Origin of the sequence: Tychonema sp. LEGE 06208 (genome assembly GCF_015207505.1) — a bacterium.
GTDB lineage: Bacteria > Cyanobacteriota > Cyanobacteriia > Cyanobacteriales > Microcoleaceae > Microcoleus.
The window spans coordinates 1-12831 of the sequence record NZ_JADEWT010000044.1; the positions used below are offsets into that span (position 1 = coordinate 1).

At 45.7% G+C, this 12831-nt stretch carries 12 protein-coding genes and 1 pseudogene; 9 read left to right on the plus strand and 4 right to left on the minus strand.

The features are described 5' to 3' along the window. Positions 1–99: pseudogene (locus IQ263_RS13510) on the plus strand (IS630 family transposase); the annotation flags it as partial. A 101-nt stretch (positions 100–200) separates the two neighbouring features. Here the strand turns inward: IQ263_RS13510 and IQ263_RS13515 are convergent. The 4 genes from IQ263_RS13515 to IQ263_RS28520 all read right to left on the minus strand — a co-directional run bounded on the left by IQ263_RS13515 (position 201) and on the right by IQ263_RS28520 (position 5519). Continuing rightward, the gene (locus IQ263_RS13515; RefSeq protein WP_194067878.1) at positions 201–1136 is read right to left on the minus strand and encodes a polysaccharide deacetylase family protein; all 936 of its coding nucleotides are present in this window, start codon (positions 1134–1136) and stop codon (positions 201–203) included. Between the two features lie 967 nt (positions 1137–2103). After that, positions 2104–3726 carry a bifunctional pantoate--beta-alanine ligase/(d)CMP kinase gene (locus IQ263_RS13520; RefSeq protein WP_194067879.1) on the minus strand — a complete coding sequence of 541 codons (1623 nt, stop codon included), beginning with the start codon at positions 3724–3726 and terminating at the stop codon, positions 2104–2106. Positions 3727–4137: 411 nt separating this feature from the next. After that, positions 4138–5211, minus strand: a complete 1074-nt coding sequence (locus tag IQ263_RS13530; RefSeq protein ID WP_194067881.1) for a septal ring lytic transglycosylase RlpA family protein — start codon at positions 5209–5211, stop codon at positions 4138–4140. Between the two features lie 140 nt (positions 5212–5351). Then, complete coding sequence (locus IQ263_RS28520) at positions 5352–5519, minus strand: hypothetical protein (RefSeq protein WP_228050026.1); 168 nt, start codon at positions 5517–5519, stop codon at positions 5352–5354. A gap of 274 nt (positions 5520–5793) precedes the next feature. On the opposite strand from IQ263_RS28520, the gene purM reads away from it, so the two are divergent. From purM to IQ263_RS13570, 8 genes are all read left to right on the plus strand, one after another. Then, the gene (gene purM, locus IQ263_RS13535; RefSeq protein ID WP_194067909.1) at positions 5794–6822 is read left to right on the plus strand and encodes a phosphoribosylformylglycinamidine cyclo-ligase; all 1029 of its coding nucleotides are present in this window, start codon (positions 5794–5796) and stop codon (positions 6820–6822) included. 1030 nt (positions 6823–7852) lie between these two features. After that, positions 7853–8557: a hypothetical protein gene (locus IQ263_RS13540; protein WP_194067882.1), complete on the plus strand. Its 705-nt coding sequence runs from the start codon at positions 7853–7855 to the stop codon at positions 8555–8557. 836 nt (positions 8558–9393) lie between these two features. Further along, on the plus strand, positions 9394–9582 hold the full coding sequence (locus IQ263_RS28525; protein ID WP_228050027.1) for a hypothetical protein: 189 nt from the start codon (positions 9394–9396) through the stop codon (positions 9580–9582). 170 nt (positions 9583–9752) lie between these two features. Continuing rightward, positions 9753–9896, plus strand: a complete 144-nt coding sequence (locus tag IQ263_RS28530; protein ID WP_228050028.1) for a hypothetical protein — start codon at positions 9753–9755, stop codon at positions 9894–9896. 276 nt (positions 9897–10172) lie between these two features. After that, positions 10173–10688: a cupin domain-containing protein gene (locus IQ263_RS13555; RefSeq protein ID WP_194067883.1), complete on the plus strand. Its 516-nt coding sequence runs from the start codon at positions 10173–10175 to the stop codon at positions 10686–10688. Further along, positions 10685–11152 carry a GNAT family N-acetyltransferase gene (locus IQ263_RS13560; RefSeq protein ID WP_194067884.1) on the plus strand — a complete coding sequence of 156 codons (468 nt, stop codon included), beginning with the start codon at positions 10685–10687 and terminating at the stop codon, positions 11150–11152. Before IQ263_RS13555 ends, IQ263_RS13560 begins: the two co-directional genes overlap by 4 nt. An 891-nt stretch (positions 11153–12043) precedes the next feature. Continuing rightward, positions 12044–12331 carry an NfeD family protein gene (locus IQ263_RS13565; RefSeq protein WP_194067885.1) on the plus strand — a complete coding sequence of 96 codons (288 nt, stop codon included), beginning with the start codon at positions 12044–12046 and terminating at the stop codon, positions 12329–12331. 94 nt (positions 12332–12425) lie between these two features. Next, complete coding sequence (locus IQ263_RS13570; RefSeq protein ID WP_194067886.1) at positions 12426–12713, plus strand: NfeD family protein; 288 nt, start codon at positions 12426–12428, stop codon at positions 12711–12713. The last annotated feature ends 118 nt before the right edge of the window (positions 12714–12831 follow it).

Genomic DNA, 12831 nt, shown 5'->3' on the forward strand with positions numbered 1-12831 from the left:
GATATTGAACACGATTTTAGTGCCTTAAAGCGAGCCAGAATGTATGCTCCTGCTGGCACATCTTTAGATGAACTTATCTGTGCCTACTGCGCTCAATAGTGTCTCTTTTTTATTTGAAATGACTATATCCTTGTGAAAAATCGATCGTACTACTTAAAAAAGAATGGGAAAATGGCGCTTAATTCCACTCTCCCAATTTTTTATTTCTTTGCTGTTTTTTCCTGTTTTAACTCTTCTTCTTGCATCTGCAATAACTCAGGAACCGTTACAAATTTGTACCCTTCTTTTCTCAATCTAGCAATAATATTCGGCAAAGCTTGTACCGTCTTCGAGCGATTGCCTCCCCCGTCGTGCATCAACACAATGCCGCCGGAATTTGCTTGCCGAAACACGTTGTCCATCAACGATTGCGTAGCACTCCGCCAATCTAAAGAATCGGCCGACCACAGGACAACTGTATATTTTTTCTTCTGTGCGTAAGCTGCTAACCCATTGTTTAAAATGCCTCCCGGCGGGCGGAAAAGCGATGTTTTTACCCCGGTTAATTCTGCAATTAACGATGACGTGCGATCGATCTCCCGAGCTGCACCGTCTTCGTTATACTTAATGTATTGGTGGTTCCAACTGTGGTTGCCGATCGCGTGACCTGCAGCCACTACTTGTTTGCCAAGTTCGGGATAAGTGTGCAGATACCTTCCTACCCAAAAGAATGTAGCTTTAATATTGTTTTTCTTGAGAATATCTAGGATTTGTGTAGTTGTTGTCGGCCAGGGGCCGTCGTCAAATGTCAGGGCGATCGCTTTGTGCCGCGAGTCGAGTTTCGCCTGACGGATTGTTACACCTTTCAACTCGGAGGGCAGGCTTGATTGAAAGCGCTTTTCCTCCAAAGAGGCGATCGCCTTTTGGGAAAATTCAACTCGACTGGCGATCGCCCCTTTGATTCCATTAACATTGGCGATCGGCTTTTGTTCTGAGGGTTCGGATACCGCCAACACTTGCGACTGCATCGGTGTCACTGGCCCAGTGGCCCGCAAGTTCATTGGCAACGTCACGCCCAGTAAAAAACTGGCGGCCGCGGCCGTAAAAGCAACGATTAAATTTTTGCGCCGCCTCAACAGCCGTTTCAATTTTGTCACGTCATTCTCTCCTTCGCACCTTGCACAGTTAATTTGAGATTTTATGTCTATGTCCTAGTAATCCACTTAAGAGAATTATCTTAAATCGGATTGCGTCTAAAAATGCTAATACTGCAAATAACCGATCGCGCAGAACTCCGACAGGATAAAAAAATTTAAGACTTATGTACAAAAAACCGCCTAACCGATGAAAATCGGCAAAATTTCAACAGGATTTACGCTCTTAAACCGGGTTTATTTGAAAAATCTGGGTTTCTCAACTAAAAAACTAAATCTAAACCCGGTTTAAGAGTCCTCATGCTTAATATCGTCTCCGATTGACGGTTGACAGCGATAAGATTCGATCGCGCCTGTCCCGTTTAGTACGCTTTCGTAGTGCCGACTTAAGTCCGCACTACGAACCGCTTTTTTTATGGTAATCTGACCCGACATCAAATAAGGATCGAAAACTTAATAACTTAAACATCTGCCACACTTCTCTCTCTCCAGAAGCTCAGGGCTAAAGAGAGGCAGAGCCTCGCCTATCTGCATTACCAGGCTCTTCCTGGTAACGAGCCAATCGCTTAAGTTATTAAATTTTCATTCCTAAGCACAATTACTAGGGTGCGTCAGACACGAAAGCCGAAATTATATCGATCGTTGCACCTGACGCACCCTACAAGTTGATTTCAAGGTGACACTAGCATTCTGGACTGTCTTCGTTATATTCTGGGGGACTCACGAGGCGGACTCTTCTCTTTTCCTGACGCTACAAGTTGATTCAACTTCAAATATTGCACCTATAGCGGTTCTCAAGCGTGGTGAGGTATGCCCACGGAAGCCTTGCCCAATGCCCTATGCGCTGCGCGGGCCAATGCCCTATGCGCTGCGCGGGCCAATGCCCAATGCCCTATGCCCACGGAGGCCTATGCCCTATGCCCTATACCGGATAGTACCTCATATGAGAGATTGAAAGGCTATATATCAATCAAAGTCTTTTTGTGAGTGGGGGGCCGATTCTCTGTTTGTACAAGCCGACAATCCGATCGATCACTTCGTCAGCAGTCAGATTGTCTGTTTGAATTTCCACAGCATCGGCAGCTTTTCGCAAAGGTGCAACCTCCCTGGTGCTGTCCTTTTCGTCCCGCAGGGCGATGTCTTGTTCCAACTGCGCCAAACTAATATTAGCCCGATCGCTCTCTTTAAGTTGTAACAGTCGCCGGCGCGATCGCTCTTGTACCGAAGCCGTCAAAAAAATCTTCAACTCCGCATCGGGAAACACATTAGTGCCGATATCCCTGCCTTCTGCCACAATTCCGCCTTTTTTGCCACAGCGCCGCTGTTCCTCCACCAGAAACTGCCGCACGGCGGGAATCGCTGCCATTTCTGAGACGCGGGATGTCACTTCCAAACTGCGAATTGCTTCGGTTACGTCTTCCCCGTTAATCTTTAGTGTCAAAGCTCCGGGATCGAGGTTGTATTCTAAATAGCTGTAACTGACTAATTCGGCGATCGCGCATTCGTCAGAAATCGGCGTCCCCGTTTTCAAAGCCAGCCAAGTCAGCGCCCGATACATCGCCCCGGTATCCAGATAAAACAGCGAGAGAGCTTTTGCTGCTTGGCGAGTTACGGTGGATTTGCCAGCGCCCGCCGGGCCGTCGATCGCCACAATCGGCCGCCGGTTCAGCAGAATTATATTGTCAATCAACCGAGTAGAGCCTACTCTGGCTGCTACGGCTAAAAGTCCTGCTGTTTCCACAACCTGCAACGGCGCGAGAGTTTCGGGATCGACAAGTTCGGCGTATTCGAGCTTGACAGCAGGCTCTCTGGCGACTTCGGCGCGCGCTGCAGCAAGTGCGGCGGTGGCAGTGCGGTCGCCTGAAGCAAAAGTTTTTGAGGCTTGTTGCAGGGCGCGGTAGAGGGCGCAGGCTTGCTGTTTTTGCTCTGCTGTTAAATACTGATTGCGGGAACTCATCGCCAGTCCCGACTCTTCGCGGGCGATCGGGCAACCAACAATCTCTACAGGCAAGTTAAAATCAACAGCCAGTTGGCGGAGAATTGCTAGCTGCTGAGCATCTTTCTGACCGAAATAAGCTTTTGTCGGTTGCACTAAAGTCAAAAGTTTAGTCACAATTGTCGCGACGCCCTGAAAATGACCAGGCCGAACTAGGCCGCACAATACTGATGTCATCGCCGGCGGCGGTACTACTTGAGTTAAGGATGAAAGCTGAATTTGTGTTTGGGCGGTTTTGTGTGTTTCTGCACGCGCGGCGAAGCTATCCCGTAGGGAATTGACCCCTGAGTTGCCGAACATTTCCGTTGCTGGGGGAGCAAAAATGGCATCAACCCCAGCTTCCGAACACAGCAATCGGTCTTGCTCCAAATTCCGGGGATAATCTTGAAAATCTTCTCTCGGCCCAAATTGCAGCGGGTTGACAAAAATGCTCACCACGACGATCGCATTTTCTTGTCTTGCTCGCTGGATCAAGCTCAGATGTCCTCGGTGCAAAGCTCCCATCGTCGGAACTAAACCGACTGTCAAATGAGGTGCAGCAGATTTTTGTGAATTTAAGTAGCAGCGAAGTGCTGCAATCGCAGTAAACAGGCGCACCGTTATATTCTCCTGAAGGCCTTTGACAGAAGCCAGATTTGTTGACTCAGAATTTGTTCCATCTGATATCTTGCACCGATGTTAGCAACAAGTTTGCCCCGCCCGATCGCGCGATTTTGGCCGCGAGAGCCAGATATTAGTGTCGATCGGATATCTGACATCACTATACCTCTGGCATTCATTCACAAGTTATCTGAAATTATCTGCGTCAATCAGTGTTGATCTACCTGAAATCTGCGGTTGAAAGATCGAGGACTTATGCAATCCAAGTCTATTCTCGATCGGCTTTTGATGAACGGACTCTCATGGGGGCTCCACAAGAAAATTAATTCTTTGTGCAGCAGGCCAGAAACCCTTTGCGAGGCAGAATGCTGCAATATCTGGCCTTTTATTGTACTGTCTGTCTACCGTTTACTGTCCCACAGTTGTTGGCTGCTGCGGTTCCATTACTTCGATTTCCACTCTCGCCACACCGCTGCCGATCATTCCTAGGACGCTGGCGGCACCTGCGGACAAGTCAATCAGCCGATCGCCCACATAGGGGCCGCGGTCATTAATGCGGACGACTACGGTGCGGCCGTTGTCGAGATTTCGCACCATCACTCTAGTTCCGAAGGGCAAGTTGCGGTGGGCTGCGGTTAAATCATTTTGGTTGAAACGCTCGCCGCTGGCGCTGAGGTTGCCGTTAAAGCCCGGGCCGTACCAGGAAGCCCAGCCGTTGAGCCGCACTTGAACGGGGCCCACAGATAGCAGGGGGCGTTCTGGTTGGGGTTGGCCTGCGACTGCTGCCAGGGGTGGAGCGTTCCCCAGCAGTCGGCGGAGGCGATTGGTTACTTGCAGCGCGTCTCGACTAAAGTCGCTGGTGCTGTCGGGGAGGATGGTTTCGGCGTTGATGTTTACCAAGTCCTCGCCGTTTGCCTGGATCAGGTAGCGGTCTCGTTCTTCCCACTTCACTGTAATGCTGTTGGGATCGATGTTGTTGCGGGCTAGCTGGTTGAGTCTTGCTGCTAAGCTCGATGCCCGCGACACAGGATCTGCTTGGACGCTGATTGCGTTGCTGGCGATGTTTCCTACTTTGGGATTGTCTTTTTGGTCTGCTATTTTTAACTGACTGCGAGCATCGGCTTGGCTGTCGCCTGTTTCTCCGATTTTGGCATTTTTTTCCGGACTGGCGTTGAGAAAGGTGATGACTGGAATGTTTCGCACGTAGACTGTCGCTGCTTGTCGCCCACCTAAGTCGTGGGACTGAATTTTGGCGATCGAGTCTCGGTTAATCTCAGCTCTTGCTTGATACTGATACTGTCCGACTTTTTGTGCTTCGACCCGCTTCGCGTTTAACTGCGGGGACGGTTGGGTGGCAATTACTTGCTGGGACTGAGAGTTTTGCTTGACGGCATCTGTTGCTTGTGCGTGACAAGAAGAGGCCGTTCCTACGACAGGAACTAACAGGACAGCGAGTAGACCACCAACAAATTTTTCCTTCATACGTCCATTTTTGTGAAGAGCCATTGCCAAGCGAGATTGGAGGATTTGCCAAGATGCGATCGGGCGCTACAGATTTTTCTGTTGGCCCTTCGCGATTCCTCCTAGAGTCACAGCAGAGTATCGGGCTGCTTTGAGTGCTTTTATGCTTCTGCCCCAAAAATTTTGGTCGAAACTTTCCCGATACTTGACAACTCATACTCGATCCGCAATTTGTGTTTTGGTAACGAACTGCAACAGACTACCACAAACTTTTGCGCTTGGGGATCGCTCACAGCACGAAATTTACCAAAAATTGAGGGTATTTTCACAAATTTCTGTCTCAGATAATGCTTTGATTCCAGTGTTTGCAGACGTTTTCGCAATTCCTGAAAACTTTACAAAACTTTACAAAAATTCACCGGATTTTATTGCTGCGTACTAGACCTCTCCCATAATTATTCTGGAAGAGGCTTTTCGAGCCTGTTTCAGACAGGCCTTTGGAGGAAGGGTCTAATGCTTGGCCTGAAAAAAGCTGTTTGTCCACTGTTAAGCGTTAACCGTTATGGGCATACACTAAAACTTAGAAATCGATTTGGCGGATTTATGGATTATCGAGAAGCAGGTGTGGATGTTGAGGCGGGCAGAGCTTTTGTCTCGCGCATCAAAAATACGGTCAAAAGCACCCACAGAGCGGGAGTTTTGGGCGGATTCGGCGGATTTAGCGGGTTTTTCAGCGTCCCGGAGGGTTTAAAAGAGCCGGTGATGGTTTCGGGCACTGACGGCGTTGGGACTAAGTTGAAGTTGGCCAGCGAGCTCTCGCGCCACGACACGGTAGGTATCGACTTGGTGGCGATGTGCGTCAACGACGTGCTGACATCCGGGGCGGAACCCCTCTTTTTTCTCGATTATTTAGCCACGGGAAAGTTAAATTCTGAACAATTAGCTGCTGTGGTGACAGGGATTGCTGAGGGTTGCAAGCAAGCAGGCTGTGCTTTGCTCGGAGGTGAAACCGCAGAAATGCCCGGTTTTTATCAAGCGGGTGAGTACGATTTGGCTGGTTTTTGTGTGGGAATTGTCGAAAAAAGCAAGTTGCTTGATGGTTCGCAGGTGCGGGTGGGAGATGTGGCTGTGGGGCTCGCTAGTTCTGGTGTCCACAGCAACGGTTTTAGTTTGGTAAGGAAAATTGCGGGCGTGAGGGGTTTTGATTGGCATTCCCAACCCTCTGAGTTGGGCGGCCAAAGTTTGGGAGAGGTTCTTCTCACTCCGACTGCGATTTATGTTAAGCCTGTCCTCGCAGCCATTAACAGCGGTTTAAAAATTCACGGGATGGCTCACATTACTGGTGGCGGTTTGCCGGAAAATTTGCCCCGCTGTTTGGGCGCAAATCAATCTGTGAAAATTGACATTGATAGCTGGCCGAGTTTGCCGATTTTTGACTGGATTGCTGAAGCTGGGCAAGTTGCGATCGCAGATATGTTCAATACTTTTAATATGGGTGTTGGGTTTGTCCTGTTGGTCGATCGCGCTGAAGTCGCAGCCACCGTTCAATGGTTTGAGTCTCAGGAAATTGCTGCTTGGGCGATCGGCGAAGTTATTGACGGAAATGGGGAATTGGTAATCAACGCAGATTAATTTTAGTTGAAGAAATCAAAAAAAAATCGCCTTTTTTTTTTCGGCTTAATGCTTGACTTTGAGTAATCGATGAAGTATTATTAAATAATGGGAGTGGTGACATTTTTAAAATTTAACTCACCACTCCCATTATCTAAAATATACCACAAGAATTCTGGAAAAGTCAATAGGTAATACCTCTTTTTTAAGCCAATTTTTTTCACAAAATTTTAGGAAAGTTGGTTTATTTTACAAGATAAATTTTTGTCCGATGAAGCGATCGCAGATTTCAGGCAGATTAACACTGATTGACGCAAATAATTTTGAATCGATCGCATCAATGCAATTGCAGTCTAATATCAATTCCGGTTGCACTCATAAGTAAGTCGGTGGGGAAAAACACAACTTTGTTAAGAAAGATAAATGAGGCTAAAACCTTAATCCCTCCTGCATTCTGTCTCCTGACTCCTGCCTCATCCCAACTACAAATATTTACGCCTTTCTACTTACATGATGTTAACAGTCAACAGTGAATTTACTATTCCGATGAAGAGAGGATTTGATATAATTTATCCAGTGGCTAAAAAACCAGTGCAAGTCCGCCTTAAATTGTGCAGAGACTTTGCTCGCTGGGCGAGAAACAAATAATCTCAAAATCCAGAAGCTTTCTGCTAGTTTTTATGAATTGCATATTTAACCTGTCCTACCGTAAATCAGCAACGCCAGGAAATATAAACTCGATCTGCAAAAAACTGCCAGAAGTACGTGGCCAATTTACTCGACAATTAAAATGGCTCAACGCTTGTGAATGTTGCCTTCATTTTTTATCCCAAAAATTAGTATTGAAGGCTTGCTTAAACTCAAAATTCTAAGCTGTGTCAGTCTAAACTTAACGCAGCTTCGTCGCCAGCTTTAGACTCTGGGGAGGCTGTTCCTCGATATCTACCTCCCCAGGCAGATCCGGGGAATGAGAAAAAATGAAATAAAATTTTTAAAATATTTATGTAGTTTTGTTACAATAGGCAAAACCTAATATTTTAAACCACACTGGATGACCTTTTTCAACGTCTCCGAACCCCTAATCCGCAGCAAACAGGAACATCTCGACGTACAAGACCGATCGGGCTTGTTGCAACTAAACTGGCAAATTGGAAATATTACTCTTTTCTCAGGATTTTATACCCGGATTGACCAAACTTTTCTGCTTTGGGGTTTGGTGACGGCGGGGATTTTTTTCACGGCTCAATTTGTGCCGCTTAGTTGGAGCTTTCAGGCGATTCTGTGGTCAACACTGACGATTATTGGCACTGCTGGGATGGCTGTGTTAACTTTGTTTTGGGTAAAAGTCGAGCGAGTTAGCTGGATTCTGTATTGTTGGGCGATGCTGATGATAACTGGTTTGGTGCTGACGGATTGCAGTATTTTTCTGGGTTGGGGTGGTTTGTTGCAGCACTTGTGCGATTTGTGGTTGGGGTTGAGCGCGATCGGCTATTTTTGTACTGGACTCGGTTTGCGATCGCGCACTTTTATCGCGATCGGATTAGCTCATCTATTTGCGATCGGATTATTGCCTTTTGTCGCACCTTGGCAATATCTAACCACAGGCATAATTATGGCCGGTTGTTTGCTGTTATTGTCTGAATTGCAGTGGGATATGCGATCGCCGATCGACAATACTTTGCTAAGCGAAGAACAGAAAGAATTTAACCGAATTCAACATCAACTGCGACAAATAAGCTCCACAGTCAACAAATAGGTCAAAAACAAACCACTTACTTTTCTTCGACTTTTAGCAAAATGTGCATGAGACATAAACAATAATTATTGTGGGTAGGCATATATCTTGCCTTTGATTCGCTGTTCTGGCAAAGTCTAATAGCTGCAAATTGTAAAGTTTTTTGTACGACCGCTAACATTTTTCCAAAATCGTACAGAATAGAACGATACAGCATAAATAAACAACCAACTTTAGCCAGAACAGGTGTTTTTCTGTTTGACCTATAAATCGCCAACCATAGGAGAACGGTGTCCGGGAAGCGACTGGCGAACAATGCTGTAACTGCGGCGATAAAAGTTAATTCTGGTTGACCTTCGTGGTTAAAACAAAAAAAGTGGTGCAGGGTTTTTACCGTTTCCCCTGCTTTGCAATCTCCGAGGAGAGGCTAAACCCTCTACTAGAACAGTCTGAGGAGATTGGCACAGAATTTGACAATTGGTCAGGCGGATTTTTGAGTCAGGCTGTTTAATAAAATTTAGAAAATGATCGCTTAGCAGCCTAGCAGGACTTACAATTAAATAAGTCCTGCTTTATCATAGGTTCGCAGTAAGGACTTTAGTCTACCCTCTTGAATTTATACCATTTATAAAAAATGTTGCAACAATAAAATTGTTGGGCGGAGTGAAACGGAGGGTTGTTTTGTTCACCCAATGTGTAAGGTGCGTCGCTATTAGATTGTCACTCTTTTTGAAAAATTTTCGATGTATCCACACCTACATATACTGTTGCATTAATTTGGAAGATTGGTATTACTTGCTTAGCTTTTTACCTGTTAATGTAGCGCGCGCTGCATGGCACTTTGCCTAACTATAATTATGCCACAATATACCACAGCCCGCGCCGCCATCGACATGGCAATCTACGACTGGCTGGGTAAAAAAGCAGGCTTGCCGCATCACCCGCAGGTATCGATTCCGAGTTTGTTGAAAGTGGTTGAATTGTACGAAATGGTGGCGGCGGCGGGTGCTTTTGTAGGGGCAAAAGTGAGCGCGATCCGCCCTTAACACTCATCGCTTAAATGAGGCAGATGCGCTGTTAGCAATAGCTGAAATTCAAGCAGAAACGGGATTATCTTGTACCTATCCGGCGCGGTTTAGCGCGTTGGTGTTGCTGGGGGCGATCGACAATCGATCTGCTACAATCAGTTACAACTAGCTAAGAGCTACAGAAAATTATGACACAAAGCATTCAAGCAAAAGCACTGACACTCGGTGATGTCCAAACAAAATTTAATCTACAATTGTCTGAAGACGAGCAATTTTTCAGAGAATGGATTGATGATTCGCCAGAAATCACAGACGCAGAAAAGCGATATTGAGACAAAGTAAATGTTGGGTATATTAACAGTGCCGAGTACCCCATGATAGAAGATACCGTAAAAGCTGAGTAACCCCAATCCTGATAGACCAACTTTTGGGCTTCTGACAAATGGCAGCAACTTCAGATTGATTAAATTGGTTAAATAAGACAATCCGCAGTACGCTTTATCTTATGAGTTCGTAATCGCGCCAAGGATTGTTACGAAGTGTTTCGCATTTTGAAGCGCGTCGCTGGTATAATTTTTATTAACACCTCTTCTACTTAAATAGATAATATGGAACTAGATTCTGAAAATAACAATAAATTCAGTAAAGCTCACTTTGATTTTAAGAATTTGCCCCAACTCACCAACCCTTGGCGACAGCTAAATCTGCAAGGAGTAGCTTTAGGTTTGATTCGCTTGCCGGCTGGCGAGGGCTACACCTTTACTCACAGCCACGCAGAACAAGAAGAAGTCTATATTGTAGTTGAAGGCAAGGGCTTGATGGTTGTAGATGGGGAACTATTGACACTTGAGGGCGGCGATATTGTGAGAGTTTCTCCTGCTGCAAAGAGAGCATTAAAAGCTGCTGAAAATACAGCTTTATTTGCGATCTGTACTGGAGGATTGGCCGCAGGTTATCCCAAGCAACCCAACGCGCGCTATCTGATAGATGATGGAATCCCCGATTATGACGATGTTCCGCCTTGGTATGAGGGAAATCCCGAAATTGCCGAGAGAAATGCACGGTTAAAAGAAAGGATGTTGAAAGCCCAAGCCAAACGAGAAAGCCAACAGGAATCATCATGAATGAAAGTCATTTTTCCTTACCCCCAAAATGCACAATCCGACCAGCGTTGAAACAAGATATCAAATCAATTAGAATGTTAGTTTGGAGCGCTAAACTCGATCCTACTCAGTTGCGCTGGGAGCAATTCTGGGTCATCGAATGTGAGGGAAAGTTGGCTGCTTGCGGACAGTTGCGGAACTTTTCCGGCGCGCAAGAATTGGGTAGTTTGGTGGTGGCGAAGGATTGGCGCGATCGCAGTTTGGGCACCTATCTCACACAATATTTAATTCAACAGGCTACGGAACCGCTATATTTAGAATGTTTGGGAAAGCGACTCGCAGCATTTTACAGTCGCTTTGGCTTCGTAGCAGTTTCTGTGCAAGATTTGCCGCAGTCCTTGAAATTCAAGTTTGGTTTGTCTCAGTTAGCTAAATTTTTATTCAGAATTCCTGTAACTATTATGCAGTATCGAGAAGGTTCTTGATAATTATGACTTTTATGAATTTAAGATGCTGAATTTATGAATTGACTTTAAGTTTGACTTGTTGAATAATTGCGATTGCAGGGTGCGATCGAGCTGCGCGGATCGAAAACTCCTAGGGCTTCGTGATGTCTGCGTCAGTCTCAGCGTGCATTTTTGATGCCTGAGTACGCAAAATCGGTTCGATCGTTCGGACTTGGGTATTCATCAGACGAGAGAGGAGTTGGGCCCTGACTAGAAACCTATAACGGTATTTTATCGGCGATGGTGTGAGTCGCGCACTAGATATGTACGGATGTTCCGGATTGGTCGATCGAGATTGCGTAAACTTAGAATTCACCGCCTGCAGTAGTCCACTTTGCTAAATTGGCACAGCCACAAGCCAGAGAATTAGCCTCAAACCATCGATCAATCGTTGTTTTACCGTTGCTTACTGTCCTGTGCCAGTACCAGAGACGGAAAGTGTCAGACCGATCGCACCACATACCTTCGACTTTTTATAAATTAGTAAGTGTAAAGCAAGCGAGTCACAACCGATTCAAAAAATCCTCAAATCAAAAAAGAAAACATCTTCACAGCAGCAGTAATGCGGAATCAGCCAAGCGCTAATGTAGCTAACAACATCTACCAGTGAGACAAATCCCAGCAACTAAGCGACAGCTAAATCCTTAATTCAATACCTTGGAATTACTCAATTTAGACTCCCCGCAACCGTCGCTCAAATCCCCAAAAAAATCAAAAAGTTTTTGTTTTTGCTCCGGATGGAAGCACCACAGACAAGAACAATGAAATATCTAGGCCATTAATCAATCTTAACCAGGAAATGCAGCCTCTCAAATAGCAGAAATAAACAATTACACATCCATATATTTTAACACAACAGGAGTAAATATCATGTTCAACGTACTAAAAGCTTTCGGCTCAATCTTTTCTACTCAAGGATACAACACCGCCAACAATATGTTAATCAAAAATTACGTCAACACCAATTTTCACTACTTCAACGAAGAAGCCGTGGTCGATGAATCGATTTACCCGAATCAAACAGGTCGCGTCCGCTTTCAAGGTAGCTGGTGGCCCGCACGGTGCGATCGCCAAATCACCCTCACACCGGGAGATACCGTTTATGTCATCGGCGTTGACAGCATCACTCTGTTAGTTTCCCTCGCTCCCGCCGACTAAATCACAGCATCGAAAATCAGGAAATGCAGCCTTTTAAATAGCAGAAACAGCATCTAAAAATTTCCTATATTTTAACACAAAAGGAGTCCGTAAAATGTTCAATTTAGCAAAAGCTTTCGGTTCTATTTTTTCTGTCCACACCTACAGCACAGCAAATAATATGTTAATCGACAACTACATCAATACCAACTTTCACTACTTCAATGAAGAAGCAATCGTCGATGAATCGATTTATCCGAATCAAACAGGTCGCGTCCGCTTTCAAGGTAGCTGGTGGCCCGCACGGTGCGATCGCCAAATCACCCTCACACCAGGAGACACCGTTTATGTCATCGGCGTTGACAACATCACCCTATTAGTTTCCCTCACTCCCGCAGACTAAATCACAACTCGATTCAAACGACCTAACTTTTTACACCTCACATAACTTTGGCAGGGTTTATTTGCATAAACCCTGCCTTTTTTATGCTTAAATAAGTTGAGATACATACTAGCCCTAT

Bases quoted from the DNA above. Each gene is read 5' to 3' on its own strand.
- IQ263_RS13530 (WP_194067881.1), bottom strand. From the start codon at position 5,211: ATGAAGGAAAAATTTGTTGGTGGTCTACTCGCTGTCCTGTTAGTTCCT.
- purM (WP_194067909.1), top strand. From the start codon at position 5,794: ATGGATTATCGAGAAGCAGGTGTGGATGTTGAGGCGGGCAGAGCTTTT.
- IQ263_RS13540 (WP_194067882.1), top strand. From the start codon at position 7,853: ATGACCTTTTTCAACGTCTCCGAACCCCTAATCCGCAGCAAACAGGAA.
- IQ263_RS28525 (WP_228050027.1), top strand. From the start codon at position 9,394: ATGCCACAATATACCACAGCCCGCGCCGCCATCGACATGGCAATCTAC.
- IQ263_RS28530 (WP_228050028.1), top strand. From the start codon at position 9,753: ATGACACAAAGCATTCAAGCAAAAGCACTGACACTCGGTGATGTCCAA.
- IQ263_RS13555 (WP_194067883.1), top strand. From the start codon at position 10,173: ATGGAACTAGATTCTGAAAATAACAATAAATTCAGTAAAGCTCACTTT.
- IQ263_RS13560 (WP_194067884.1), top strand. From the start codon at position 10,685: ATGAATGAAAGTCATTTTTCCTTACCCCCAAAATGCACAATCCGACCA.
- IQ263_RS13565 (WP_194067885.1), top strand. From the start codon at position 12,044: ATGTTCAACGTACTAAAAGCTTTCGGCTCAATCTTTTCTACTCAAGGA.
- IQ263_RS13570 (WP_194067886.1), top strand. From the start codon at position 12,426: ATGTTCAATTTAGCAAAAGCTTTCGGTTCTATTTTTTCTGTCCACACC.